Below are 25,313 nucleotides of genomic sequence, written 5' to 3' on the forward strand. Positions count from 1 at the left end.
GGCCCTCACGCTTTGTTCTTGTTGTAGACGTCGATGGTGACGGCGGCGAGCAGCACCATGCCCTTGATGACCTGCTGCCAGTCGATGCCGATGCCCAGGATCGACATGCCGTTGTTCATCACGCCCATGATGAAGGCGCCGATCACCGCACCGGTCACCCGGCCCACCCCGCCCGAGGCGGAGGCGCCGCCGATGAAGCAGGCGGCGATCACGTCCAGCTCGAACGAGACGCCGGCCTTCGGCGTGGCGGTGTTCAGGCGCGCGGCGAAGATCAGCCCGGCCAGCGCCGCCAGCACCCCCATGTTGACGAAGGTGTAGAAGCTGAGCCGCCGGGTGTCGATGCCGGACAGCTTGGCCGCCTTCTCGTTGCCGCCCAGCGCGTAGACGCGCCGCCCCACCGTGGTGTTGCGGGTGACGAAGCTGTAGAGCGCGATCAGCACGCTCATGATGATCAGCACGTTGGGCAGGCCGCGGTAGGAGGCCAGCAATTGCCCGACATAGATCAGCACGGCGGCCAGCGCGACGTTCTTCGCCACGAACAGCGGCAGGGGCTCCTGCTCTATGGCGACGCTCTGCCGGCGCAGGCGCGCCCTGGTGTTCATCGCCACCATCGCGGCGGCCACGGCCGCGCAGAGCAGCAGACTGGTCAGGTGGAACTTGCCCAGGCTGAAGGCGTCCAGCGCCAGGACGTCCGGGATGAAGCCGGAGCTGAGGCGCTGGAACTCCACCGGGAAGGGGCCGACCGACTGGCCGGCCAGCAGGATCAGGCACAGGCCGCGGAAGACCAGCATGCCGGCCAGCGTCACGATGAAGGACGGGATGCGCAGATAGGCGACCCAGAAGCCCTGCACCGCCCCGATCGCCGCCCCGGCCAGCAGGCACAGCAGCGTCGTGGTGACGATGTCCAGGTGGAGCCGCACCATCAGCGTCGCCGCCAGCGCGCCGATGAGGGCGACGACGGAGCCCACCGACAGGTCGATGTGCCCGGCGACGATCACCAGCAGCATGCCCAGCGCCATGATGACGATGTAGCTGTTCTGCAGCACGAGGTTGGTCAGGTTCAACGGCTGCAGCAGCGTGCCGTCGGTCATGTACTGGAAGAACAGGACGATCGCGACCAGCGACAACAGCATGCCGTAGTCGCGCATGTGCGCCTTCACGAACCGTCCCATGGACACCCGCGGACCGCGGGCCGGAAGGTTGAGTTCGGCACTCATGGCAGAGCCTCCCCGGACATCAGCGTCTCGCCGGAGCGCATGATCGCCCCCATGATCCTCTCCTGGCTGGCCTCGGCCGCCGGCATCTCGGCGACCATCGCACCCGCGTTCATCACGTAGATGCGGTCGGCGACGCCCAGCAGCTCTGGCATCTCCGAGGAGATCAGGACGACGCCCCGGCCCTCGGCGACCAGCTGGTTGATGATGGTGTAGATCTCGTACTTGGCGCCGACGTCGATGCCGCGGGTCGGCTCGTCGAGGATCAGCACCTGCGGGTCGGCGAACAGCCACTTGCTGAGCACGACCTTCTGCTGGTTGCCGCCCGACAGGTTGACCGTCTCCTGGAACACGTCGGCGCAGCGGATGCGCAGCCGGCGCCGGAACTCCTCGGCCACCTGGACCTCGCGCTCATGGTCGATGACCCAGCGCCTTGCCACCCCTTTGAGGTTCGCCAGAGTGACGTTGTGGCGGATGTCGTTGTCGAGCACGAGGCCGAGATGCTTGCGGTCCTCCGTCGCGTAGGCGAGGCCGTTCGCCATGGCCCGGCTGATGGTGGAGACGTCGATCTCCCGCCCGTTCAGGAAGGCCCGCCCGCGGATGTTCTGGCCGTAGGAGCGGCCGAACAGGCTCATCGCGAATTCGGTGCGGCCGGCGCCCATCAGCCCGGCGATGCCCACCACCTCGCCGCGGCGGACGGTCAGGTTCACGTCGCGGACGACGCGCCGGCCGGGATGGGCCGGGTGGTCGGCGCTCCAGCCCTTGACCTCGAACAGCACCTCGCCGGGGACGGTGGTCCGCCTGGGATAGCGGTCCGACAGGGCGCGCCCGACCATGCCGCGGATGATGCGGTCCTGGCTGACCACGGCCTCGCGGCAGTCCAGCGTCTCCACCGTCGTGCCGTCGCGCAGGATGGTCACCCGGTCGGCGACCTTGGCGATCTCGTTCAGCTTGTGCGAGATGAGGATGGAGGCGATGCCGCGCGCCTTGAATTGCAGCAGCAGCTCCAGCAGGGCGTCGCTGTCGCTTTCGTTCAGGCTGGCGGTCGGCTCGTCCAGGATCAGCAGCTTGACCTCCTTGGACAGCGCCTTGGCGATCTCCACGAGTTGCTGCTTGCCGACGCCGATGTCGGTGATCAGGGTCTCCGGCGGGTCGTGCAGCCCGACGAGGCGCAGCAGCTCCCGCGCCCGCAGGGTGGCGGCGTCCCAGTCGATCACTCCACGGCGCGCCTGCTCGTTGCCGAGGAACAGGTTCTCGGTGATCGACAGCAGGGGGACGAGCGCCAGCTCCTGGTGGATGATGATGATGCCCAGCCGCTCGCTGTCGGCGATGCCGCGGAAGGCCTGGGGCTGGCCGCGGAAGCGGATCTCGCCGTCGAAGCTGCCCTGCGGGTAGACCCCGCTCAGCACCTTCATCAGCGTCGACTTGCCGGCGCCGTTCTCGCCGATCAGCGCGTGGATCTCGCCCTCGCGGACCGACAGGTTGACGTCGTCCAGCGCCTTCACGCCGGGAAACGTCTTGGTGATGCCCGTCATTTCCAGGATGGCGCCCATGAACACCTCCGAGAAACCTGCAATCGCTCCGCAGGGTGATCGCACTTGAAATCCCCTCTCCCCTCTGGGGAGAGGGTTAGGGTGAGGGGGATGCGCTTTTGCCGAACGCATCTCCACGCGCATCCCCCTCACCGGCCCTCCGGGCCACCCTCTCCCCAGAGGGGAGAGGGTTATGAAAGCCGAATGCGCCCGCCCCGCGCCGCATCACTTGAACTGGGCTTCGGTGTAGTAGCCGCTGTCGACCAGCGTGCTCTTCCAGTTGGAGGCGTCCACGCTGACCGGCTTCAGCAGGTAGGCCGGGACGACCTTCTTGCCGTTGTCGTAGGTCTTGGTGTCGTTGACCGGGGGCGTGCCGCCACCCAGCACCGCGTCGACCATCTCCACCGTGACCCGCGCAAGCTCGCGGGTGTCCTTGAAGACGGTGGAGCGCTGCTCGCCCGCCAGGATCGACTTGATCGAGGGCACCTCGGCGTCCTGGCCGGTCACCACCGGCATCGGCTGCGACGGCGAGCCGTAGCCGACCCCCTTCAGCGAGGAGATGATGCCGATGCTGATCCCGTCGTAGGGCGACAGCACGGCGTCGACGCGGCGGTTGCCGTAGAAGGCGCTCAGCAGGTTGTCCATGCGGGCCTGGGCGGTGGCGCCGTCCCAGCGCAGGGTGGACACCTTGTCCATTCCCACTTGGCCGCTGCCCACCTTCAGCTTGCCGCTGTCGATGTGGGGCTGCAGCACCGACATGGCGCCGTTGTAGAAGAAGTAGGCGTTGTTGTCGTCGGGGGAGCCGCCGAACAGCTCGATGGTGAAGGGACCCTTGTCGTCCTTCAGGCCCAGCGCGTCGACGATATAGCTGCCCTGGAGCACGCCGACCTGGAAATTGTCGAAGGTCGCGTAATAGTCCACATTCTCCGACCCGCGGATCAGCCGGTCATACGCGATGACCTTCACGCCGCGGTCCTTGGCCTGCTGAAGCACGTCGGTCAGCGTCGTGCCGTCGATGGCGGCGATCACCAGAACCTTGCTGTTCTTGGCGACCATCGTCTCGATCTGGGCGAGCTGGTTGGGGATGTCATCCTCGGCGTATTGCAGGTCGGTCTTGTAGCCCTTGGCCTGGAACTGCTTGACCATGTTGTTGCCGTCGTCGATCCAGCGGGCCGAGGACTTGGTGGGCATCGCGATGCCGACGGTGGGTTTGTCCTGCGCCAGTGTCGGTGCGGCGGCGACGGTGAGGGCCAGCACGCCGACGGCCATCCCGGCCAGTGTGGTCGCGAATGAAGATTTGGGCCGATAAGACATGGGCCGATTTCCTCCCCCTTCTGCGGCACCGGGTTGGCCACACCCGCGGCTCTTGAACGGGTGTCGGGTGGCGCAATGTTTGTAGGTCTAGCAATCGGCCGAAATACCATAACTGTCAAATACGATTATTGGCGGAATCCATACACATTTCGATATCACTTGGCGGGTCGATATCACTTGAGGGGCTGGGCTGCGGCGTTTCCAGCGCGCGGCGCATCTTGGCGTCGGACGCCGCCCGCAAGGCGGCCAGGGCGGTTCGGGCACCCGGCGACAGCGGACGGTCCTTCAGCCAGAAAATGCCGTAGGGCTCGACGCTGAAACGCTTGTGGAAGGGCACGATGGTGCAGCAGCCGGTGGGCGAGAACACCTGGGCGAGCGCGCGTGCGAAGACGGTGACCGAGTCGTTCTCGGCGACCATCGCCAGGGAGATGACCGGGGAGGCGCTTTCGATCACCTTGCGCGGCGGCGGAACCCCCTCGGCGCGGAACAGCGCTTCGACCCGGCTGCGCAGAAGGCTGCCCAGCGGCTGGAGAATCCAGGTGGCGTCCACCAGATCGGCGGCGGTCAGCGGGCGGCCGAGCCGCAGCAGCGGGTGGCCGTCGCGGCAGACGAAGCACAGCTCCTCGCTGCTGATCTCCTGATAGTCGAAGCACGCGGCGTCGACATGGCCGGGCAGGCGGCCAACCGCGAAATCCATGACGCCCTGCTGCACCCGCTCGGCCAGCACGTCGCTGGTCTCCACCGCCACGGCGATCTTCAGGTCGGGGTGATCGCGGGTCAGCGTGGTGATCACCGGCACCACCAATTCGACCGCCGGGGCCATCACCGTGCCGATGGAGACGCTGCCGCTGTGGCCGGCCAGCAGGTCGTTCAGCTCCTCCCCCGCCTCCTGCAGGCCGCTGAGGATCATCCGTGCGTGGCGGATCATCAGGCTGCCGTACCAGTTCGGCTCGACGCCGCGGCCATGGCGTTCGAACAGGGTGACGCCCAGCGACTCCTCCAGGTCGCCCAGCAGCTTCGAGGCGGCGGGCTGCGACATGGTCAGGCTGGCGGCGGCGCGGTGCAGGTTGCGGTGCTCGTCCAGAGCCACGAAGAGTTGAAGATGGCGCAGCTTCAGCCGGGCCTTGAGGAACCAGTTGGCCGGGAAACGGTGCGGGGTCACGGGCGGGGGCCTCCGGTCTGGCGATAGCACCGACATACGGAATCTCGTATCGCCGGCGCCGATATTCGTATTGGACGCGTATCAGAACGCCCTCTATTGTTCGCATGGTCAACAAAATTCGGAACGGGACCGCGAGGGGGAGGCGAGACGGCATGCCGCAGGAGGTTCGTTGCGTCTGGCCCGCCCGGGCGCTCCTGGGCGAAGGCCCGCTGTGGTCGCCGGGGCAGGGCGCCGTCTTCTTTGTCGACATCCACGGCTCGCGGATTCTGCGCCACGGGCTTGATGACGGGACCCGAATGGACTGGGCGCTGGAGGACGCCGCCTGCTGGCTGGTGGAATGCGCCGATGGTGACGGCTTCATCGCCGGGCTGCGCTCGCGCCGGGTGGTCCGCCTGCGGCTGGAGCCGGGCCGTGCGGTGATCGCCGGGGAACTGGCGTGGATCGACCCCGACCGGCCGGGCAACCGGCTGAACGACGCCAAGGCCGACGCGCAGGGGCGCCTGTGGATCGGCAGCATGGACGACGGGGAGGAAGCGCCGTCCGGCGCCTTCCACCGGCTCGACCCCGACGGGGCGATCGCGCGTGTGGACGAAGGCTACACCGTCGCCAACGGACCGGCCCTGTCGCCGGACGGGCGGACGCTCTACCACACCGACAGCGCGGCGCGGACGATCCACGCCTTCGACCTGGACGGCGAGGGGCGGTTGTCCGGCAAGCGCGTCCACATCCGCTTCGCCGAGGCCGACGGCTATCCCGACGGCATGACCTGCGACGCCGAGGGCGGCCTGTGGGTGGCCCATTGGGACGGCGGGCGGGTCAGCCGCTTCCGGCCCGACGGCACGCTGGACCGCGCGATCGCGCTGCCGGTCTCGCGCGTCACCTCCTGCGTCTTCGCCGGCCCCGCCCTCGACCGGCTGTTCGTGACCACCGCGGCGCATGGCATCGGCCGCGATGGCCGCCCCGACGAACCGCTGGCCGGTGCGCTGTTCGAGTGCGATCCCGGCGGCGTGCGCGGCCTGCCGCCCGGCCGTTTCGGGCACCCGCCGGGCTGACCCTGCCCCTCCGCATACCCGACAGAAGGACCCCAACGGCCATGGCCCCCAGCGCTCGCCCCTACCGGGGAGTGTTCCCCGTCGTTCCCACCATCTTCACCGAGACGGGGGACCTCGACCTCGCTGGGCAGACGCGCTGCGTCGATTTCATGATCGACGCCGGCTCCGACGGCCTGTGCATCCTCGCCAACTTCTCCGAGCAGTTCGTGCTGACGGACGCCGAACGCGAAGTGCTGATGGAGACCATCCTCGGCCACGTCGCCGGCCGGGTGCCGGTCATCGTCACCACCACCCATTTCAGCACCGCCGCCTGCGCCGCGCGCAGCCGCCGCGCCCAGGAACTGGGGGCCGCCATGGTGATGGTCATGCCGCCCTACCACGGCGCCACCATCCGCGTGCCCGAAGCCGGCATCACCGCCTTCTTCCAGCGGGTGTCCGACGCCATCGACATCCCGATCATGATCCAGGACGCCCCGGTCAGCGGCACCGCGCTGTCGGCGGAACTGCTGGCGCGCATGGCGCGGGAGATCGCCAACGTCGCCTATTTCAAGATTGAGGTGCCGCAGGCCGCCGCCAAGCTGCGCCGGCTGATCGAGCTGGGCGACGACGCCATCGAAGGGCCGTGGGACGGCGAGGAGGCGATCACCCTGCTGGCCGACCTCGACGCCGGGGCCACCGGCGCCATGACGGGCGGCGGCTATCCCGACGGCATCCGCCAGATCATCGACCCCTTCCTGGCCGGCGACCGCGAGGCGGCGGTGGCCGCCTACGGGCGCTGGCTGCCGCTGATCAACCACGAGAACCGCCAGTGCGGGCTCGCCACCGCCAAGATCCTGATGAAGGAGGGCGGCATCATCGCCTGCGACGCCGTGCGCCACCCGCTGGCCGACCCGCACCCGGCCAGCCGCGCCGGCCTGCTCGACGCCGCCCGCCGCCTCGACCCGCTGGTCCTGCGCTGGGCGCGCTGAGGGCGCCGCCACCACGACCCGCCAAACCGGGAGACCTATGATGACGACCATCACCGGCGAGATGCTGATCGGCGCCCACAGCCACCGCGGCTCCGACGGCGCCTTCCGCGCCATCGATCCCGCCGCCGGCGCGGAGCTGGAGCCGGTCTTCGGCGGCGGCGGAGCGGCGGAGGTCGAGCGCGCCTGCGCGCTGGCCTGGGCCGCCTTCGACGCCTTCCGCGAGACCGGGCTGGAGGCGCGGGCCGCCTTCCTGGAAACCATCGCCGCGAACATCCTCGACCTCGGCGACGAATTGATCGCCCGCGCCATGGCCGAGAGCGGCCTGCCGCGCCCGCGGCTGGAGGGGGAGCGGGGCCGCACGGTCGGCCAGCTCCGCCTGTTCGCCCAGACGGTGCGCGAGGGCGGCTGGCTGGAGGCCCGCATCGACCCGGCCCAGCCGGAGCGCCAGCCGCTGCCACGCCCCGACGTCCGGCAGCGCCACATCCCGCTTGGCCCGGTTGCGGTGTTCGGCGCGTCCAATTTCCCGCTGGCCTTCTCGGTGGCCGGCGGCGACACCGCGTCGGCGCTGGCCGCCGGCTGCCCGGTGGTGGTCAAGGGCCATTCCGCCCATCCCGGCACGTCGGAACTGGTCGGCCGGGCCATCCGGGCGGCGGTGGCCTCCTGCGGACTGCCCGAGGGCGTCTTCTCGCTGCTGTTCGGAGTCGGCAATCCCATCGGAACGGCGCTGGTCACCGACCCGCGCATCAAGGCGGTGGGCTTCACCGGCTCGCGTGGCGGCGGCTTGGCTTTGATGCAAGCGGCGGCCCGCCGGCCCGAACCCATCCCGGTCTATGCGGAGATGAGCAGCATCAACCCGGTTCTCCTGATGCCGGCGGCGCTGGCGGCGCGGGCCGAGGCGCTGGGCAAGGGCTTCGTGGCCTCGCTGACAATGGGCGCCGGCCAATTCTGCACCAACCCCGGCATCCTGCTGGGCGTCGACGGGCCGGACCTCGACCGCTTCCTGGCCGCCGCGGTGGAGGCGCTGGGCGGCAGCACCGCCACGACCATGCTGACCCCGGCCATCCACGCCGCCTATGATTCGGGGGTGGCGCGGCTGTCCGGCAGCGCCGCCGTGGCGACGCTCGCCCGCGGGCTGGCGTGCAGCGGCCCGAACCAGGCGCAAGCCGCATTGTTCGGGACGACGGCCGATGCCTTCCTCGCCGACCCAAGTCTGCAGGATGAAGTGTTCGGGGCGGCGTCCCTGCTGATCCGCTGCCCGGACGTGGCGGCGATGCGGACCGTCGCCGAGCGGCTGGAGGGCCAGCTCACCGCGACCGTGCAGATGGACGCGGCGGACGGCGACGCGGTGGCCGTACTGCTGCCGACGCTGGAGCGCAAGGCGGGCCGCATCCTCGCCAACGGCTGGCCGACCGGCGTCGAGGTCTGCCACGCCATGGTGCATGGCGGCCCGTTCCCGGCGACCTCGGACAGCCGGACCACCTCGGTCGGCACCTTGGCGATCCGGCGCTTCCTGCGCCCGGTCTGCTACCAGGACATTCCCGCCGCCCTGCTGCCGGAGGCGCTGCGCGACGGCAATCCGCTCGGCCTGTGGCGGCGGATCGACGGCGTGCCCGGACAGAGGTGAGGGAAGGACCGGCAACGCTCTGCCCGCATCGGGCGATCATGCCGGTTTCGGTATCGCTTCGGTCGAGAATCATATTGGACAGATATGGTTTTCGATGCCTAATGTTGGCCCAACGAACAGATGCGAGCGGGCGCCGCCCGGATCGATGACAAGACACCCAGGGGAGTGAAACGGTATGTCCAGGACATGGCTGATCTCCGCCGCTGCCGCCGCGGCCTTGTTGATCGGGCTCGGCGGTGCGCAGGCCGCCGACAAGAAGCTGGTCGTTGGCTTCTCGCAGATCGGCTCGGAATCGGGCTGGCGCGCCGCCGAGACCAAGACCGCCAAGGCGGAGGCCGAGAAGCGTGGGATCGACCTGAAGATCTCCGACGCCCAGCAGAAGCAGGAGAACCAGATCAAGGCCGTGCGCTCCTTCGTCGCCCAGGGCGTGGACGCCATCTTCATCGCCCCCGTGGTGGCGACCGGCTGGGATTCGGTGCTGAAGGAGGCCAAGGAGGCGAAGATCCCCGTCGTCCTGCTCGACCGCCAGATCGAGACCCGGGACCCCGGCCTCTACATGACCGCCGTCACCTCCGACACGGTGCTCGAAGGCCGGGTCGCCGGCGAATGGCTGGCCAAGCAGACCGGCGGCACCTGCAACGTGGTCGAACTCCAGGGCACCGTCGGCTCCTCCCCCGCCATCAACCGCAAGAAGGGCTTCGACGAGGTCGTCGCCAAGAACCCCGGCATGAAGATCGTCCGCACCCAGTCCGGCGACTTCACCCGCGCCAAGGGCAAGGAGGTGATGGAGAGCTTCATCAAGGCGGAGAACGGCGGCAAGGGCATCTGCGCGGTCTACGCCCACAACGACGACATGGCGGTCGGCGCCATCCAGGCGATCAAGGAGGCCGGGCTGAAGCCGGGCAAGGACATCCTGGTCGTGTCCATCGACGGCGTGCCCGACATCTTCAAGGCGATGGCCGAGGGCGAGGCGAACGCGACCGTGGAGCTGACGCCGAACATGGCCGGCCCGGCCTTCGACGCGCTGATCGCCTTCAAGACGGACGGCAAGGCGCCGCCGAAATGGATCCAGACGGAATCGGCGCTGTTCACCCCCGACACCGCCAAGGCCGAGTACGAACGCCGCAAGGACGCCTACTAACCCGGCGTCCCGACGCATCGCCGGCGAGGCCCCCGCATGACGGACCCCACCCCCACCGCGTCGCCGCCGCTGCTGGCGGTGCGCGGCCTGTCCAAGGCCTTCCTGGGTGTCCAGGCGCTCGACGGCGTCGATTTCACCGTGCGCCATGGCGAGATCCACGCTCTGCTCGGCGAGAACGGCGCCGGCAAGTCGACGCTGATCAAGACGCTGACCGGCGTCTACCAGCGCGACGCCGGCACCGTGACGCTGGAGGGGCGGGCGATCGCCCCCCGCCGCGTGGAGGAGGCGCAGCGCCTGCACATCGGCACCGTCTATCAGGAGGTGAACCTGCTGCCGAACCTGTCGGTGGCGGAGAACCTGTTCCTCGGCCGGCAGCCCATGCGTTTTGGTCTGGTCGACCGCGGCGCCATGCGGCGGCGGGCGCGGGCGGTGCTGATCCCCTACGGCCTGTCCATCGACGTGACGGCGCCGCTCGGCCGCTTCTCGGTGGCGACGCAGCAGATCGTCGCCATCGCCCGCGCGGTGGACATGTCGGCCAAGGTGCTGATCCTCGACGAGCCGACCGCCAGCCTCGACGCGCAGGAGGTGGCGGTCCTCTTCAAGGTGATGCGGACCCTCCGGTCGCGCGGCATCGGCATCGTCTTCGTCACCCATTTCCTCGATCAGGTCTACGCGCTGTGCGACCGCATCACCGTGCTGCGCAACGGCCGTCTGGTGGGGGAGCGGCGCACCGCGGAGCTGCCGCGCCTCGACCTCGTCGCCATGATGCTGGGGCGGGAGCTGGAGGCGGCGGCCCACCGCATCGCCCTGCCGGTTGACGACGGGGAGGAGGACGCCCGGCCGCCGCTTGTCCGCTTCCGCGGATACGGCAAGGCGCGCAGCGTCGAGCCCTTCGACCTCGCCATCCGCCCCGGCGAGGTTGTGGGGCTCGCCGGGCTGCTTGGCTCCGGCCGGACGGAGACGGCGCGGCTGGTCTTCGGGATGGACCGCGCCGACCGCGGCGAGGCGGCGGTGGACGGCCGGGCGGTGCGGCTGCGCGGGCCGCGCGACGCCATCCGGCTCGGCTTCGGCTTCTGCCCGGAGGACCGCAAGAAGGAGGGCATCGTCGGCGCGCTGTCGGTGCGCGAGAACATCATCCTGGCGCTCCAGGCGCGGCAGGGCTGGCTGCGGCCGATCCCGCGCCGCCGCCAGGAGGAGATCGCCGACCGCTTCATCCGGCTGCTCGACATCCGCACGCCGCACGCCGAGCAGCCGATCCAGCTCCTGTCCGGCGGCAACCAGCAGAAGGCGCTGCTGGCCCGCTGGCTGGTGACCGAGCCGCGCCTGCTGATTCTCGACGAGCCGACGCGCGGCATCGACGTCGGCGCCCATGCCGAGATCATCCGCCTGATCGAACGGCTGTGCGCCGACGGCATGGCCCTGCTGGTGGTCTCGTCCGAGCTGGAGGAGATCGTCGCCTACAGCCGCCGCGTCGTCGTGCTGCGCGACCGCCGCCACGTGGCGGAGCTGAGGGGAGGGGAGGTCGCCGTGGACCGCATCGTCGCCGCCATCGCGTCGGAGCCCGTTCCCGAGGAGCCGCGCCCATGACGCGGTCGCTTCCCGGCCCGTCGCGCAACCTGCCGCAATACGGCGCTTTGGCCGCCGTGCTGCTGGCCAACTGGCTGCTCTTTCCCGACTTCTTCTCCATCCGCCTGCAGGACGGCCGGCTGTTCGGCAGCCTGATCGACGTGCTGAACCGCGGCGCTCCGGTGGCGCTGCTCGCCATCGGCATGACCATGGTCATCGCCACCCGCGGCGTCGACCTGTCGGTGGGCGCGGTGATGGCGATCTCGGGCGCGGTCGCCGCCACTTTGACCCAGGCGGGCTGGGGCTTGGCGCCGGTGCTCGCGGCGTCGCTGGGGGCCGGCCTGCTCTGCGGCCTGTGGAACGGGTTGCTGGTGGCGGTCCTGCGCATCCAGCCGATCGTCGCCACCCTGATCCTGATGGTCGCCGGCCGCGGCATCGCCCAACTCGTCACCGAAGGGCAGATCGTCACCTTCACCAGCCCCGGCCTCGCCTTCATCGGCAGCGGGTCCTTCCTGACCGTACCGATGCCGGTGGTCATCACCGCCGTCCTGCTGGGGGGGACTGCGCTGCTGGTCCGGACCACCGCGCTGGGGTTGATGATCGAGGCGGTCGGCGTCAACCGGCTGTCCAGTGCCGGGGCGGGCGTCAACACGCCGGTCGTGCTGATCGCCGTCTATGTCTGGTGCGGCCTGTGCGCCGCGGTCGCCGGTCTGGTGGTCGCCGCCGACATCCGCGGCGCCGACGCCAACAACGCCGGCCTGTGGCTGGAGCTGGACGCCATCCTGGCGGTGGTGGTCGGCGGCACCTCGCTGCTCGGCGGCCGGTTCGGGCTGCTGCTGTCGGTGATCGGGGCGCTGATCCTCCAGGCGATGAACACCGGCATCCTGCTGAGCGGCTTCAAGCCGGAGTTCAACCTGATCGTCAAGGCGGGCGTCCTGATGGTGGTCCTGCTGCTGCAGTCGCCGACCCTGACGCTGTTCCTGCCGCGCCCGGCCGGCCACCGGCCCGCCCAGCCGCCGGTCCGGCCGCCGACCCCGCCACGGGCCAAGCCCGAGAGCCCAAGCCCGAGCGCGGGAGCGTGACGCCATGATCCACCGCTTTCTGCCCCTGCTGGTGACCAGCACCGTCCTGGTGGTCGGCTTCCTGCTCTGCGCCGCGCAGTTTCCCAACTTCGCCTCGCTGCGGGTCGTCGGCAACCTGCTGACCGACAACGCCTTTCTCGGGATCACCGCGGTCGGCATGACCTTCGTGATCCTGTCGGGCGGCATCGACCTGTCGGTGGGGGCGGTGATCGGCTTCACCACCGTGCTGCTGGCCGTGCTGATCGAGCAAGGCGGTTGGCACCCCGTCTCCGCCTTCGCGGTCGCGCTGGCGGTGGCCGGCGGCTTCGGCGCGGCGATGGGCGCCGTGATCCACGTCTTCCAGATGCCGCCCTTCATCGTCACGCTGGCCGGCATGTTCGTCGCCCGCGGCCTCGGCTTCGTGCTGAGCACCGATTCCATTCCGATCAACCACCCGCTCTACGCGGAGCTGGGCGATCTGGCGCTGCGCTTCGACGGCGGTGGCAAGCTCACCCTGCCGGCGCTGCTGATGCTGGGGGTGGTCGCCGCCGCGGTGGTCTGCGCCCACTGGACGCGCTTCGGCGCCAACCTCTACGCGCTGGGCGGCAACCGGCAGTCGGCGGAGCTGATGGGCGTGCCGGTGGGCCGCACCACGGTGGCGGTCTACGCCCTGTCGGGGCTGCTGGCCGGGCTGGCGGGCATCGTCTTCTCGCTCTACACCGGGGCCGGCTACTCGCTGGCGGCGACGGGGGTGGAGCTGGACACCATCACCGCGGTGGTGATCGGCGGCACCCAGCTGACCGGCGGCTACGGCTACGTGATCGGCACCTTCATCGGCGTGCTGATCCAGGGCTTGATCCAGACCTACATCACCTTCGACGGCAGCCTCAGCAGCTGGTGGACCAAGATCGCCATCGGCGTTCTGCTGTTCGTCTTCATTCTGCTGCAGAAGGGGCTGCTGGCGGTATGGACCGGCCGCGCCGCCGCTCCGGCGGAGGCGTGATCCGGTCCTCGACGGCGGCCCGGTGTTGATTCCACCGCGTCATAAACACGGTGTTCGCTCACAGTGTGTGTCGGGCGCCTTGCGGCGACGTTCGGCCACTTTCTGAACAGCCTTGAGACCCTCGCCACCTTGCAGCCCCGCTCCCCGGACCCTATAAGGACGCTCGTCCTTTCTTTCGGTCCGGCGGCAAGGAAAAGCGCATGATCGTGGTCACCGGTGGGGCCGGTTTCATCGGCTCGAACCTCGTGGCGGCCCTGGCCGCGCGCGGGATCACCAACGTCGCGGTGATCGACCGCTTCGGCGACGGGGAGAAGTGGCAGAACCTCGCCAAGCGGGAACTCGCCACCCTCGTCGCGCCGGAGAACGCGCTCGCCTTCCTCGACCAGCACGCGGCGGAGATCGACGTGATCTTCCACCTCGGTGCCATCTCGGCGACGACGGAGCGCGACGTGGACCGGATCGTCGCAAACAACGTGGCGCTGACGCTGGACCTCTGGCGCTGGTCCTCCTGGCGGGGGGCTCGGCTGATCTACGCCTCCTCCGCCGCGACCTACGGCGACGGCTCCGCCGGCTTCGACGACGACGGGTCGCCGGAGGCGTTGGCGACCCTGCGCCCGCTCAACGCCTACGGCTGGTCCAAGCATCTGATCGACCGCCGCGTCGCCCGCGTGGTGACGGAGGGCGACATCCTGCCGCCGCAGTGGGCGGGCCTGAAGTTCTTCAACGTCTACGGCCCGAACGAGCGGCACAAGGACGACATGATGAGCGTCGTCGCCAAGCTCCACCCCAAGCTCAAGGCCGGCGAGCCGGCGCGGCTGTTCAAGTCGCACCGCCCGGAGTTCGAGGACGGCGGGCAGCTCCGCGACTTCATCCATGTGGACGACTGCGTGGCCGTGATGCTCTGGCTCTACGACAACCCGCAGGTCAGCGGGCTGTTCAACGTCGGCACCGGCAAGGCGCGCAGCTTCAAGGACTTGGCGCTCGCCACCTTCGCCGCGCTGGGGCTGGAGCCGCGCGTCGAGTATTTCGACATGCCGGCCGAGCTTCAGGGCAAATACCAGTATTTCACCGAGGCGCGCACCGAACGCCTGCGCGCCGCCGGATTCGACCGGCCCTTCACCGAGCTGGAGGAGGGCGTGCGCCGCTACGTCCAGGATTTCCTGTCGCAGCCCGACCCCTACCGCTGACGGTCCCGCCTCCCCCGCCGACGGGGGAAACGCCCCAACAAGGGCCCAAACAACAAAAGGCACCCGCTGCGCATGCTCGCCATCGCCTTCCCCGCCATCGACCCCGTGGCGTTCGAACTCGGGCCGATCGTCATCCGCTGGTACGCGCTGGCCTATCTGGCGGGCTTCGTGCTCGGCTGGCGCTATTGCCTGGCGCTGGCCCGCAGCACGCCGGGCCGTCCCTCGGCGGAGGATTACGACGACTTCCTGACCTGGGCCGTGGTCGGCGTCATCCTGGGCGGGCGGATCGGCTATGTGCTGTTCTACAACCTGCCCTTCTACCTGCAGAATCCGCTCGACGCGCTGATGGTCTGGCACGGTGGCATGTCCTTCCACGGCGGGCTGATCGGCGTCCTGGGCGCGATCCTGCTGTTCTGCTGGAAGCGCGGCCTCTCGCCGCTGGCCTTCGGTGATCTGATCGCGGCGGCGGCCCCCATCGGGCTGTTCTTCGGCCGCATCGCCAACTTCATCAATGGCGAGCTGTACGGCCGCCCGGCGCCCGACGTGTCCTGGGCGGTGGTGTTTCCGCGCGACCCGCTGCAGGTGCCGCGGCACCCCAGCCAGCTCTATGAAGCCTTCCTGGAGGGGGCGGTGCTGTTCGTCCTCCTGGCCATCCTGGTGCGGATGCCCGCCGTGCGCGGGCGGGCGGGGATGACGGCGGGCATCTTCTTCATCGGCTACGGCCTGTCGCGAATCATCGCGGAGTTCTTCCGCGAGCCGGACGCGCAACTCGGCTTCCTCTACGCCGGGGCGACGATGGGACAACTTTTGTCGGTGCCGATGGTTCTGTTCGGTGTCTGGCTGGTCGCCCAGGCCCGCCGCCGCCCCGCCGCCGTCTGAGGTCGGAAGGTTCCGTCATGAGTGATGCCGCCCCGGACAGCCTCGCCCATCATCTCGCCCGCCGCATCCTGATGGACGGGCCGCTGTCGGTCGCCGCCTTCATGGCGGAGGCGCTGGGGCATCCGCGCTTCGGCTACTACATGCGCCAGGACCCCTTCGGCGTGTCCGGCGACTTCACCACCGCCCCGGAAATCAGCCAGATGTTCGGCGAGTTGGCCGGGCTGTGGTGCGTCGACAGCTGGGCGCGGCTGGGCGGCCCCGCCCCCTTCCATCTGGTGGAGTTGGGGCCGGGCCGCGGTACGCTGATGCAGGACGCCCTGCGCGCCGCCGCGCTCGTCCCCGCCTTCCGCGAGGCCGCCCGGGTGCATCTCGTGGAAACCAGCTCGACGCTGCGCGCCCGCCAGCGCGAGACTCTGGGCGCCCTCCCGGTGACGTGGCACGACCGGCTGGAGGACGTGCCCGAAGGCCCGACCCTGATCCTCGCCAACGAGTTCTTCGACGCCCTGCCCATCCGTCAGGTCCAGAAGACCAGCCACGGCTGGTTCGAGCGGCTGGTCGACATCGACCCCGCCGTGCCCGCCGACACGCCCCGCTTCCGCTTCGTCCTGGAGGCCTTCGGCAGCGCCGGCGCCCGGCTGATCCCACCGGCCCTGCGCGACGCGCCGGAGGGCAGCGTGGTCGAGGTTTCCCCGGCGTCCCAGGCGGTCGCCCGGCTGATCGGGGAGCGTCTGGCCGCCCACCCCGGCGCGGCGCTGGTGATCGACTACGGTTATCGCGGCGGGCCGGCAATCGGCGACACGCTCCAGGCGCTGCGGCGCCACGCCTACGCCCCGGTGCTGGACGCGCCGGGCGAGGCCGACCTGACCGCCCATGTGGATTTCGCCGCCATCGCCGCGGCGGCGCGCGAGGGTGGGGCGGAGAGCTTCGGCCCGGTGGACCAGGGCGACTGGCTGATCCGGCTGGGCATCCAGCCGCGCGCCGCCGCGCTGAAGCGCAGCGCCACGGCGAAGCAGGCTACGGACATCGACTCCGCACTGGCCCGCTTGATCGCGCCCGACCAAATGGGCACCCTCTTCAAGGTGTTGGCCCTCGCCTCGCCCGGCTTGGGGCCTCCGGCGGGCTTCGAAAGCCCGGAATTGGCATCCTAACAAGAGACCGCGACAGCAAAGGGACGGGTTCGTGATTACGCTTGGCGCGCTGAACGACATCACCCACATCCGACACGCCTTCTTCACCCGCACCGGCGGCGTGTCGACGGGGCTGTACGCCTCGCTGAACGTCGGCTTCGGGTCCGGGGATGCGCCCGCCGCCGTGGCGGAGAACCGTGCGCGCGCCGCGGCCCGCATGGACGTTCCGCCGGAACGGCTCGTCACCTGCTATCAGGTGCACAGCCCGACCTGCGTCGCCGTCACCGAGCCCTGGACCCCCGATCAGGCGCCCCACGCCGACGCCATGGCGACCGACCGTCCGGGCATCGCGTTGGGCATCCTGACCGCCGACTGCGCCCCGGTGCTGTTCGCCGACGAAAAGGCCCGCGTCATCGGCGCCGCCCACGCCGGCTGGAAGGGCGCCAAGGGCGGCGTGCTGGAGGCGACCATCGAGCGCATGGAGGAACTGGGCGCCAAGCGCAACCGCATCGTCGCCGCCATCGGCCCCTGCATCGCCCAGCGCTCCTACGAAGTCGGGCCGGAATTCCCCGCCCCCTTCCTGGAAGAAGACCCGCGCAACCGCGACTATTTCGCGCCGGCCCGCCGCCCGGATCATTTCCTGTTCGATCTGGCCGGCTACATCACCCGCCGCCTGGGCGACACCGGGGTGGAGATCATCCAGCGCTGCCCCAACGACACGGTGGTCGAGGAGGACCGCTTCTTCAGCTACCGCCGGTCCTGCCTGCGTGGCGAAAAGGACTATGGGCGCGGCCTCTCGGCCATCGTCCTTCAGGGCTGAACAGGATGGAAAAGTACCCACCCGAAATTTGTTCTTACCTCTGACTGATTGCGATACGACCCATTTCGGGTAAGATTGATTCTCAGGGGTGAGGGCACTCCGGACAGGGAGACGCCGGCATGACGATGGACGCGCACCGGGAAGACACGCATCGGGGCGACGGGCGGGGCGATTGGCGCAGCGCGCGGATGGTGCTCGACAACGGCGGGCTGGACGCCGACCACCGGATGCAGCACGAGCTGATCCGCCGCTTCGTCGCCCTGCCGGGCGAGGAATCCGAGCGCAAGCCGGCGCTGGCGCTGCTGAATGAGCTGCGCCGCGTCTCGGTCCGCCATTTCCTGCGGGAGGAGCGGGTCCAGGCTTCGATGCGCTACCCGCATCTGGAGGAGCACCGGGCGCAGCACCGCCGGCTGGCCACCCTCCTGGACGACATCGTCGGGCAGGTGGACGCCGAGGAGTCGGCCTTCGAATACAGCTATGTGAAGGCCAAGGCGGACGAGCTTCTGCAATTCTGGTTCTTCGACCATTTCGTGAAGGCCGACCTGCCCATGAAATCGCACCTTGCGAAGTTCGCGGTGCGGTGATGCGCGGGCGGCCCTCGCCCACCGCCTGCCGCCACGCTTGCGCCATGCGGGAATCGCAGGGCCGGCTGGCTGCGGCGTCTTGAACCGCCCGTCATGGAACGTTTACATAGGTGCGCCCCTTTGTTATGGTCCGCCGCGTTTTCAAGGGGCGGCGTCGGCAAGGGACTGACGGGCGCACCGGAACCTATTCCCTGCAGAGAGAGCCGACTGCGATGAAGGTGCTTGCCGGCAACAGCAACCGTCCGCTGGCCGAGGCCATCTCCACCTGTCTCGGCGTGCCGCTGACCAAAGCGAGCATCCGCCGTTTTTCGGACATGGAGGTGTTCGTCGAAATCCTGGAGAACGTGCGCGGCGAAGACGTGTTCGTGGTCCAGTCGACGTCGTTCCCGGCCAACGACAACCTGATGGAGCTGCTGGTCACCATCGACGCCCTGCGTCGCGGGTCGGCCCGGCGCATCACGGCGGTCCTCCCCTACTACGGCTATGCGCGTCAGGACCGCAAGACCGGCCCGCGCACGCCGATCTCGGCCAAGCTGGTCGCCAACCTCATCACCCAGGCCGGCGCCAACCGCGTGCTGACCATGGACCTGCATGCGGGCCAGATCCAGGGCTTCTTCGACATCCCGACCGACAACCTGATGGCCGCCCCGGTGTTCGAGAAGGACATCCGCGCGACCTTCGAGGACATCGGCGAGGTGACGATGGTGTCGCCCGACGTCGGCGGCGTGGTGCGCGCCCGCTCGCTGGCCAAGCGGCTGGACGCCGATCTCGCCATCATCGACAAGCGGCGTGAGCGCGCCGGCGTGTCGGAGGTGATGAACATCATCGGCGACGTCAAGAACCGCCGCTGCATCCTGCTCGACGATATCGTGGATTCGGGCGGCACGCTGTGCAACGCCGCGGTCGCCTTGATGGACGCCGGCGCCAAGTCCGTCCACGCCTATTGCACCCACGGCGTCCTGTCGGGCGGTGCGGTGGCCCGCGTGGCCGTGTCGCCGCTGGAGCAGCTGGTCACCACCGACAGCATCCAGGCGACCGAGGCCGTGCGCGTGTCCCGCAACATCCGCCAGCTCACCATCGCCCCGCTGCTCGCCGACGCGATCACCCGCATCAGCGAGGAGCGTTCGGTGTCGAGCCTGTTCTCGTAACGGCGCCGGCCTACCACGCGAAAAGCCCTTCCCCTTCGCAGGGGAAGGGCTTTTTTCATTGGCGCCATCTTTTCATAAGGACCATCCGGGAGTTTCCGGACTCTTTCCTTGACGCCGCGCCCCGCATGGCTTAATCACCGCGCCCACGCGTCAGCACCCCTGGAGGCTGGCGCTTTTTTCCGTTCAAGGAGTTCTTCCGATGACGCAGATCGTTCCGCTCAGCGCCGAAGCGCGCGACCGGGCCGGCAAGGGGACCGCCCGCCAGACCCGTCGTGATGGCCGTATCCCGGCCGTGATCTACGGTGGCAAGCAGGCCCCCATTATGATTTCGCTGGAGAAGTTCACGTTCACCCGTGTTCTGAACCAGGCGGGCTTCTTCACGCACCTGTTCGACGTCACCGTCGATGGCGCCACCCACCGGGTCCTGCCGCGCGACGTGCAGTTCCATCCGGTCACCGACGTCCCGCTGCACGTCGACTTCCTGCGCGTCTCCGCCGAAACCCGCACCACCGTGCAGGTTCCGGTCGAGTTCGTCGACCAGGAGAAGTCGCCGGGCCTGAAGCGTGGCGGCGTGCTCAACATCGTCCGCCACGAGTTGGACGTGACCGTCTCCGCCGGCAACATCCCGGAGCAGATCACGATCTCCTGCGAGGGCTACGACGTCGGCGATTCGATCCACATCTCTTCGGTGAAGCTGCCGGAGGGTGTCGCCTCGACCATCACCGACCGCGACTTCACGATCGCCACGATCGTCGCCCCGTCGGGCCTGAAGTCCGAAGAGGCCGAGAGCACCGAGGCCGCCGCTTCCTGATCGGAAGCCGCCTTTGGGGTTGCGACAGGGGGCTTCGGCCCCCTGTTTCGTTTCCGGCCTACGCTGTTTCGAGATGAGGAGAATGCGCCATGCTGCTGCTGGTGGGATTGGGCAACCCTGGCGCCGAGTACGCGCGCAACCGGCACAACATCGGCTTCATGGCGGTGGAGGAGATCGCCCGCCGCCACGGCTTCGGCCCCTGGCGCAAGCGCTTCCAGGGCCAGACCGCCGAGGGCATGATCGGGGGCGAGAAGGTGACCGCCCTGGAACCGCTGACCTTCATGAACCTGTCCGGCCAGTCGGTCACCGCCGCCGTTCAGTTCTTCAAGATGAAGCCCGAGGACGTCGTCGTCATCCATGACGAGCTGGACCTGCCGCCCGGCAAGATCCGCGTCAAGAAAGGTGGCGGCCATGGCGGGCACAACGGCCTGCGCTCCATCGACGCGCATCTCGGCAAGGAGTACTGGCGCATCCGCCTGGGCATTGGCCATCCCGGCGACAAGGACCGGGTCAGCGGCTATGTGCTCCACGACTTCGCCAAGGCCGAGCAGAGCTGGCTCGACCCGCTGATCGACGCCGTCGCCGACGCCTTCCCGCTGGTCGTGAAGGGACAGGCGGAGAACTTCATGAACAAGGTCACCCTGGCGACCGCGCCCGCGAAATAAAGTGCCTTGCCAGCTTTTGGTGGTGTTGTGTCAGCCGGGCTGTGGAAGGCGGGACGCCGGTGAGGGCGGTGCGCGGCAGGCTGTGCCAGGATGCGGAATAGGGACCGCTCACATCGCGCGCCGTCGCGCCTCCTCCTCGTCGAGCAAGGCCTTGCGCGACAGCTTGCCGATCATCGTCTTGGGCAGTTCGCCGCGGAATTCGACCGCCTTGGGCATCTCGATGGGAGAGAGCTTGTCCTTGAGGAAGTCGATCAGTTCCTCCCGCGTCAGGGTCTTGCCGTCGTCGACGCGGATGTAGGCCTTCACCGTCTGGCCGCGATACTCGTCGGGCAGTCCGGCGACCACGCATTCGGCGACGGCGGGGTGCAGATAGATCGCTTCCTCGACGTTGCGCGGGTAGACGTTGAAGCCGCTGCACAGGATCATGTCCTTGATGCGGTCGACGATGTGGGTGTAGCCGTCCTCATCCATATAACCGACGTCGCCGGTGTGCAGGCGCCCCTCCACCAGGGTCAGCGCCGTTTCCGACGGCTTGTTCCAGTAACCCTTCATGACCTGCGGGCCGCGGATGCACACCTCGCCCTTCTCGCCGACGGGCAGGACGCGGCGCGGCTCCTCCAGGCTGACGATCTCGATCAGCGTGCCGGGCAGGGGCAGGCCGATGGAGCCGGCCTTGTTCAACCCGGTTATCGGATTCGCGGTGGCGACGGGGGAGGACTCGGACAGGCCGTAGCCCTCCACCAGGACGCAGCCGGTGTTCCGCTCGAACGCCTCTTTGACCTCCACCGGGAGGGGGGCGCCGCCCGACAGGCAGTAGCGGATCGAGGAGAGGTCGTATTTCTCCAGATGCTTGTGGTGATTGATCGCCGTGTAGATGGTCGGCACCGCCGGGAACAGCGTCGGCTTCTTGGCGTGGATGGTCTCCATCACCTGGTCCAGCTCGAAGCGGGGCAGCATGACGATCTCCGCCCCGATGCGGATGCTGAAGTTCATCACCACGGTCATGGCGAAGACGTGGAAGAAGGGCAGGACGCCCAGCATCCGCTCCTCCCCCTGCCGCGCGCCGACGAACCACAGGCTGCACTGCTCGGTGTTGGCGTAGAGGTTGGCGTGGGTCAGCATGGCGCCCTTGGGCACGCCGGTGGTCCCGCCGGTGTATTGCAGCACCGCCACGTCCTCCGCCGGGTCGATGGCGACCGGCTTCGGGGCGCCGTCGTTGGCGACGAGCCGGCGGAAGGACAGGTGGCGGTCGTCGGCGGGGATGCGCGCGACCTCCGCGCGCTTCACGATGGGGAACAGCCAGTTCTTGGGGAAGGGCAGGATGTCGGCCATCGGGCAGATCACCAGCCGCTTCAGCCCCGATTCGGCGAGCATCCGCGCCATCTTGCCGTAGAGCACCGTGAGGTCCAGCGTGACCATCAGCTCGACGCCGCTGTCGGTGATCTGGTGGTGCAGCTCCCGCTCGGCGTAGAGAGGGTTGAAGTTCACCACCGTCCCGCCGGCCTTCAGGATCGCGAAATAGCAGATCACGAAATAGGGCGTGTTGGGCAGAAACAGCCCGACGCGCACGCCCTTGCCGACGCCGATCGCCTGGAAGCCGCGGGCGGCGCGGTCCACCATCCGCGCCACCTCCGCGTAGGTCGAGCGCTTGCCCATGAAGTCCAGGAAGGGACGCTCCGCGAAACGCGCCGCCGCGTCCTCAAGCAGCGCGGTCAGCGGTTTCACCGGAATCGGCGCGTTCCAGTCCACATCGGGTGGGTAGCCCAGGGTCCAGCTCTGGTCCGGCAGTGTACGGGCCGCATCCCCCATCATCGTTATCCCTCCCATGATCGGTTCTTGTTTGTTCGGGCTTGTTTGCGGGCCTTTGGCGCATTGTAGCCCTTTTTGTAACCCCTCATCCGGAGAAATGGTCCCTGTGACGGTGCTGTCGCCAGAGGCAAACGGCGGACGTGAAGAAAAAATTACGCTGGAAACCCTATTTTCCGTGTGGCTAAATTCGTGTTCGGCGGACGATCCGCCTTCCGCGCTTGCGCCTTGACCGAAAGGATCGGACCCTTGCCTTCAGCCGATTCGCATCCCAGCGACGTTCTGGATGTTCCCTCCTCAGGCGAAGCGGCTCCGCTCCGCGTTTCGGTAAAATGGTTCGATCCGATCAAGGGTTTCGGCTTCGCAGCACCGCAGGATGGGACGACCGACGCCTTCCTTCACATCTCCGTTCTGAACCGGGCCGGGCTGCACGAGATCGGCGAGGGGGCCGAGCTTCTGTGCCGGGTGCTTCCGGGTGGCAAAGGGCCGCAGGTGGCCGACATCCTGGAGGTGATGAGCACCGGTACCCCCACTGAGAGCCGCAACGCGCACCGCAACGCGGCATCAGGCCCCGAGGAAGAGCTGACGGGCACCGTGAAGTGGTTCAAGCCGGAGCAGGGTTTCGGGTTCGTCACGGCGGACGACGGAGCCAAGGACGTCTTCGTCCACAAGAGCGTCCTGCGCCGCTGCAACCTGACCGGATTGGACTCCGGGCAGCGGGTGCTGCTGCGGGCGCGCGCCGCGCCGAAGGGGCGAGAGGCGTCCTGGGTCGTTCTGCTGTGACGCAGCCCCCGGGGCCGACCAGGGCGGCGGGGCATACGGACTTGTTGTATTTTCTTTAAGTACCACGGGCTACCATCGTCGACGTTTCTGCTCCTTCGAGGCTGACGGTGATGCCTCTGTCCGGACCGCTTCACTTCCAATCCTCCGCTGGATTCGACCGCCGTGGTGCGGAAGGCGACGGGCCGCGCGCGGACGGCAGCTATCTGGACCGCGAGTTCGGGGCCTATGTGGTGCCGGTGGTGCTGGGTCATCACCGGATCTCCGGTCGCGACGACGACATGCTGGTGACCACGCTCGGCTCCTGCGTCGCCGCCTGCATCAACGATCCGGTCGCCCGGATCGGCGGCATGAACCATTTCCTGCTGCCCGGCTCCCCGTCCGGCGGCGAGGGGTATGGGGTGGCGACCCGCTACGGCAGCGTGGCGATGGAGTGGCTGATCAACGACCTGCTGGAGCGCGGCGCCCGCCGCGAGCGGATGGAGGTCAAGCTGTTCGGGGCGGCCCGCGTCATCGACACCAGCCTGGACGTCGGCGCCGCCAACGCCGCCTTCGCGGTGGATTATGTGCGGCGGGAGGGGCTGACGCTGGCCGTTCAGGATCTCGGCGGGGACAAGGGGCGGCGCGTCCATTTCTTCCCGGCCACCGGGCGGGCCTTCCGCCGTCTGCTGCGCCCCGAGGCGGAGCGGGAGACGGTGCATCAGGAGATGGACTATCTCCAGGCGTTGCGGCGCACCCCGATGGAGGGCGAGATGGAGTTGTTCGAGCGGCGCTGACGGAAATCACTCGCGCAGGATTTCCGCGGCCTCCACGGTCATCCATTCCGCCTGGTCGTTGTCCTCGCCATCGGTGAAGAGGGCGACGGTCACCGGCTCCTCCCCCGGCCTGCGGGCGGGGAAGTGATAGGCGCAGGCCGATCCGCCCGGCCCACCGCCGGTGTGTCCCCAATAGGGTCCGGCCTGCCCGTCGCGCTCCACCATCAGGCCAAGGCCGTAGCCCGGCTCCACCCAGGGGCGCCCGCGCATCGTCCCCGGCACCGGGAAGGAGTCCTGCATCCGCGCCGCCTGGGCGTCGGGCAGCAGGCCGTCCGCGAACAGCGCGTGGAGAAGGCCGGCGATGTCCTCCGCCGTCGCGGCCACCACGCCATGGGCCACCCAGCCGGGATGGTAGAGGGCGGCCACGTCGGCGGGCGGACCGTCCTTGCCGCCGAGATAGGGGCTGGGGCCGGTCCATAGGCCGGACAGGTCGTCGCGTTCCGTCGGCACCGACCAGCCGGTCAGGCCGAGCGGGCGGAACAGCTCGCGGTCGAGGGCCTGGGCGAAGGGCAGGCCGGTGGCCCGCTCCAGCACCCGCTTCGCCAGCAGATAGCCGATGTTGGAGTATGAGAATTCTCGCCCCGGCGGGGCGAACAGGTCGGCGGCGCGGCAGCGCTCCAGGAAGCCGTCCTCGCTCCACGGCTCTTCGCCCGCTCGCACGGCGGCGTGGTAGGCGGGGCTGCCGCCGTAATTGCGCAGGCCGGCGCGGTGGGCGAGCAGTTGGGCCAGGGTGATCCGGTCGGCCGCCGCGAAGTCCGGCAACCAGCGGTCCAGCGGAGCGTCGAGGTCGATCCGGCCCTGTCCGCACAGGCGCAGCAGGGCGGCGGCGGTCAGGGTCTTGGTGATGCTGTAGACGAGGAAGCGGGCGGTGACCGGCGGAGGTGCTGCGCCGCCGCGGGCGAAACCGGCGGTCCAGAAGCGCGGACCCGAACGGACCGCCACCACCGCGGCGCGGGCCGCGGCGGAGCCGTCGCCCTCGTCGAGGCAGGCGACGAGACGGTCGGTCAACCGGTCGATGTGTGAGGTCGGAAGGGCGGGGTCAGTGTCCACGGAA

The 25,313-nt window shown here is 69.0% G+C and carries 23 protein-coding genes; 17 read left to right on the plus strand and 6 right to left on the minus strand.

Annotation, left to right across the window (positions count from 1 at the left end):
* Positions 1–5: 5 nt before the first annotated feature.
* The 4 genes from mmsB to AC1DVI_RS10195 all read right to left on the minus strand — a co-directional run bounded on the left by mmsB (position 6) and on the right by AC1DVI_RS10195 (position 5,222).
* Positions 6–1,217: a multiple monosaccharide ABC transporter permease gene (gene mmsB, locus AC1DVI_RS10180; protein WP_476957867.1), complete on the minus strand. Its 1,212-nt coding sequence runs from the start codon at positions 1,215–1,217 to the stop codon at positions 6–8.
* Positions 1,214–2,767, minus strand: coding sequence for a multiple monosaccharide ABC transporter ATP-binding protein (gene mmsA / locus AC1DVI_RS10185; RefSeq protein WP_476957868.1), 1,554 nt, complete (start codon positions 2,765–2,767; stop codon positions 1,214–1,216). Before mmsA ends, mmsB begins: the two co-directional genes overlap by 4 nt.
* A gap of 204 nt (positions 2,768–2,971) precedes the next feature.
* On the minus strand, positions 2,972–4,060 hold the full coding sequence (chvE, locus tag AC1DVI_RS10190) for a multiple monosaccharide ABC transporter substrate-binding protein (RefSeq protein ID WP_476957869.1): 1,089 nt from the start codon (positions 4,058–4,060) through the stop codon (positions 2,972–2,974).
* Positions 4,061–4,175: 115 nt separating this feature from the next.
* The gene (locus AC1DVI_RS10195) at positions 4,176–5,222 is read right to left on the minus strand and encodes a LysR family transcriptional regulator (protein ID WP_476957870.1); all 1,047 of its coding nucleotides are present in this window, start codon (positions 5,220–5,222) and stop codon (positions 4,176–4,178) included.
* 152 nt (positions 5,223–5,374) lie between these two features.
* Between AC1DVI_RS10195 and AC1DVI_RS10200 the strand changes: the two genes are divergently transcribed.
* From AC1DVI_RS10200 to pth, 15 genes are all read left to right on the plus strand, one after another.
* Entirely contained in the window at positions 5,375–6,274 is a 900-nt protein-coding gene (locus tag AC1DVI_RS10200) for an SMP-30/gluconolactonase/LRE family protein (RefSeq protein WP_476957871.1), read from the plus strand.
* Positions 6,275–6,315: 41 nt separating this feature from the next.
* Positions 6,316–7,242 carry a dihydrodipicolinate synthase family protein gene (locus AC1DVI_RS10205; protein ID WP_476957872.1) on the plus strand — a complete coding sequence of 309 codons (927 nt, stop codon included), beginning with the start codon at positions 6,316–6,318 and terminating at the stop codon, positions 7,240–7,242.
* Positions 7,243–7,279: 37 nt separating this feature from the next.
* Positions 7,280–8,866 carry an aldehyde dehydrogenase (NADP(+)) gene (locus AC1DVI_RS10210; RefSeq protein ID WP_476957873.1) on the plus strand — a complete coding sequence of 529 codons (1,587 nt, stop codon included), beginning with the start codon at positions 7,280–7,282 and terminating at the stop codon, positions 8,864–8,866.
* Between the two features lie 175 nt (positions 8,867–9,041).
* Positions 9,042–10,007, plus strand: a complete 966-nt coding sequence (gene ytfQ, locus AC1DVI_RS10215; RefSeq protein ID WP_476957874.1) for a galactofuranose ABC transporter, galactofuranose-binding protein YtfQ — start codon at positions 9,042–9,044, stop codon at positions 10,005–10,007.
* A 36-nt stretch (positions 10,008–10,043) separates the two neighbouring features.
* Positions 10,044–11,594: a galactofuranose ABC transporter, ATP-binding protein YtfR gene (gene ytfR / locus AC1DVI_RS10220; protein WP_476957875.1), complete on the plus strand. Its 1,551-nt coding sequence runs from the start codon at positions 10,044–10,046 to the stop codon at positions 11,592–11,594.
* A complete protein-coding gene (locus AC1DVI_RS10225; protein ID WP_476957876.1) occupies positions 11,591–12,655 on the plus strand; it encodes an ABC transporter permease in 1,065 nt (354 codons plus the stop codon). The genes ytfR and AC1DVI_RS10225 overlap by 4 nt, the downstream gene beginning before the upstream one ends.
* A 4-nt stretch (positions 12,656–12,659) precedes the next feature.
* Positions 12,660–13,637 carry a galactofuranose ABC transporter, permease protein YjfF gene (gene yjfF, locus AC1DVI_RS10230; protein ID WP_476957877.1) on the plus strand — a complete coding sequence of 326 codons (978 nt, stop codon included), beginning with the start codon at positions 12,660–12,662 and terminating at the stop codon, positions 13,635–13,637.
* 200 nt (positions 13,638–13,837) lie between these two features.
* Positions 13,838–14,824 (plus strand): ADP-glyceromanno-heptose 6-epimerase, encoded by a 987-nt coding sequence (gene rfaD / locus AC1DVI_RS10235; RefSeq protein WP_476957878.1) that lies wholly within the window; start codon positions 13,838–13,840, stop codon positions 14,822–14,824.
* A gap of 72 nt (positions 14,825–14,896) precedes the next feature.
* A complete protein-coding gene (lgt, locus tag AC1DVI_RS10240) occupies positions 14,897–15,703 on the plus strand; it encodes a prolipoprotein diacylglyceryl transferase (protein WP_109469398.1) in 807 nt (268 codons plus the stop codon).
* Positions 15,704–15,720: 17 nt separating this feature from the next.
* Positions 15,721–16,851 (plus strand): class I SAM-dependent methyltransferase, encoded by a 1,131-nt coding sequence (locus AC1DVI_RS10245; protein ID WP_476957879.1) that lies wholly within the window; start codon positions 15,721–15,723, stop codon positions 16,849–16,851.
* 31 nt (positions 16,852–16,882) lie between these two features.
* On the plus strand, positions 16,883–17,650 hold the full coding sequence (gene pgeF / locus AC1DVI_RS10250) for a peptidoglycan editing factor PgeF (protein ID WP_476957880.1): 768 nt from the start codon (positions 16,883–16,885) through the stop codon (positions 17,648–17,650).
* Between the two features lie 119 nt (positions 17,651–17,769).
* Entirely contained in the window at positions 17,770–18,234 is a 465-nt protein-coding gene (locus AC1DVI_RS10255; protein ID WP_476957881.1) for a bacteriohemerythrin, read from the plus strand.
* A gap of 212 nt (positions 18,235–18,446) precedes the next feature.
* Entirely contained in the window at positions 18,447–19,382 is a 936-nt protein-coding gene (locus tag AC1DVI_RS10260) for a ribose-phosphate pyrophosphokinase (protein WP_014199935.1), read from the plus strand.
* A 199-nt stretch (positions 19,383–19,581) separates the two neighbouring features.
* A complete protein-coding gene (locus tag AC1DVI_RS10265) occupies positions 19,582–20,193 on the plus strand; it encodes a 50S ribosomal protein L25/general stress protein Ctc (protein WP_376998382.1) in 612 nt (203 codons plus the stop codon).
* An 89-nt stretch (positions 20,194–20,282) separates the two neighbouring features.
* Positions 20,283–20,858 (plus strand): aminoacyl-tRNA hydrolase, encoded by a 576-nt coding sequence (gene pth, locus AC1DVI_RS10270; protein ID WP_476957882.1) that lies wholly within the window; start codon positions 20,283–20,285, stop codon positions 20,856–20,858.
* Between the two features lie 108 nt (positions 20,859–20,966).
* On the opposite strand, the gene AC1DVI_RS10275 is transcribed toward pth, so the two are convergent.
* The gene (locus AC1DVI_RS10275) at positions 20,967–22,667 is read right to left on the minus strand and encodes a long-chain-fatty-acid--CoA ligase (protein ID WP_476958006.1); all 1,701 of its coding nucleotides are present in this window, start codon (positions 22,665–22,667) and stop codon (positions 20,967–20,969) included.
* 246 nt (positions 22,668–22,913) lie between these two features.
* Between AC1DVI_RS10275 and AC1DVI_RS10280 the strand changes: the two genes are divergently transcribed.
* Together AC1DVI_RS10280 and AC1DVI_RS10285 are read left to right on the plus strand one after the other, a co-directional pair.
* The gene (locus AC1DVI_RS10280) at positions 22,914–23,447 is read left to right on the plus strand and encodes a cold-shock protein (RefSeq protein WP_476957883.1); all 534 of its coding nucleotides are present in this window, start codon (positions 22,914–22,916) and stop codon (positions 23,445–23,447) included.
* Between the two features lie 110 nt (positions 23,448–23,557).
* Positions 23,558–24,220, plus strand: a complete 663-nt coding sequence (locus tag AC1DVI_RS10285; protein WP_476957884.1) for a chemotaxis protein — start codon at positions 23,558–23,560, stop codon at positions 24,218–24,220.
* Between the two features lie 6 nt (positions 24,221–24,226).
* On the opposite strand, the gene AC1DVI_RS10290 is transcribed toward AC1DVI_RS10285, so the two are convergent.
* A complete protein-coding gene (locus tag AC1DVI_RS10290; RefSeq protein WP_476957885.1) occupies positions 24,227–25,309 on the minus strand; it encodes a serine hydrolase domain-containing protein in 1,083 nt (360 codons plus the stop codon).
* Positions 25,310–25,313 lie beyond the last annotated feature (4 nt).

This window comes from Azospirillum sp. P4_B5, from assembly GCF_056402275.1.

Excerpts from the sequence above, each read along its gene's own strand:
- mmsB (WP_476957867.1), bottom strand. The coding sequence starts at position 1,217 with ATGAGTGCCGAACTCAACCTTCCGGCCCGCGGTCCGCGGGTGTCCATG.
- mmsA (WP_476957868.1), bottom strand. The coding sequence starts at position 2,767 with ATGGGCGCCATCCTGGAAATGACGGGCATCACCAAGACGTTTCCCGGC.
- chvE (WP_476957869.1), bottom strand. The coding sequence starts at position 4,060 with ATGTCTTATCGGCCCAAATCTTCATTCGCGACCACACTGGCCGGGATG.
- AC1DVI_RS10200 (WP_476957871.1), top strand. The coding sequence starts at position 5,375 with ATGCCGCAGGAGGTTCGTTGCGTCTGGCCCGCCCGGGCGCTCCTGGGC.
- AC1DVI_RS10205 (WP_476957872.1), top strand. The coding sequence starts at position 6,316 with ATGGCCCCCAGCGCTCGCCCCTACCGGGGAGTGTTCCCCGTCGTTCCC.
- AC1DVI_RS10210 (WP_476957873.1), top strand. The coding sequence starts at position 7,280 with ATGATGACGACCATCACCGGCGAGATGCTGATCGGCGCCCACAGCCAC.
- ytfQ (WP_476957874.1), top strand. The coding sequence starts at position 9,042 with ATGTCCAGGACATGGCTGATCTCCGCCGCTGCCGCCGCGGCCTTGTTG.
- ytfR (WP_476957875.1), top strand. The coding sequence starts at position 10,044 with ATGACGGACCCCACCCCCACCGCGTCGCCGCCGCTGCTGGCGGTGCGC.
- AC1DVI_RS10225 (WP_476957876.1), top strand. The coding sequence starts at position 11,591 with ATGACGCGGTCGCTTCCCGGCCCGTCGCGCAACCTGCCGCAATACGGC.
- yjfF (WP_476957877.1), top strand. The coding sequence starts at position 12,660 with ATGATCCACCGCTTTCTGCCCCTGCTGGTGACCAGCACCGTCCTGGTG.
- rfaD (WP_476957878.1), top strand. The coding sequence starts at position 13,838 with ATGATCGTGGTCACCGGTGGGGCCGGTTTCATCGGCTCGAACCTCGTG.
- lgt (WP_109469398.1), top strand. The coding sequence starts at position 14,897 with ATGCTCGCCATCGCCTTCCCCGCCATCGACCCCGTGGCGTTCGAACTC.
- AC1DVI_RS10245 (WP_476957879.1), top strand. The coding sequence starts at position 15,721 with ATGAGTGATGCCGCCCCGGACAGCCTCGCCCATCATCTCGCCCGCCGC.
- AC1DVI_RS10255 (WP_476957881.1), top strand. The coding sequence starts at position 17,770 with ATGACGATGGACGCGCACCGGGAAGACACGCATCGGGGCGACGGGCGG.
- AC1DVI_RS10260 (WP_014199935.1), top strand. The coding sequence starts at position 18,447 with ATGAAGGTGCTTGCCGGCAACAGCAACCGTCCGCTGGCCGAGGCCATC.
- AC1DVI_RS10265 (WP_376998382.1), top strand. The coding sequence starts at position 19,582 with ATGACGCAGATCGTTCCGCTCAGCGCCGAAGCGCGCGACCGGGCCGGC.
- pth (WP_476957882.1), top strand. The coding sequence starts at position 20,283 with ATGCTGCTGCTGGTGGGATTGGGCAACCCTGGCGCCGAGTACGCGCGC.
- AC1DVI_RS10275 (WP_476958006.1), bottom strand. The coding sequence starts at position 22,667 with ATGGGGGATGCGGCCCGTACACTGCCGGACCAGAGCTGGACCCTGGGC.
- AC1DVI_RS10285 (WP_476957884.1), top strand. The coding sequence starts at position 23,558 with ATGCCTCTGTCCGGACCGCTTCACTTCCAATCCTCCGCTGGATTCGAC.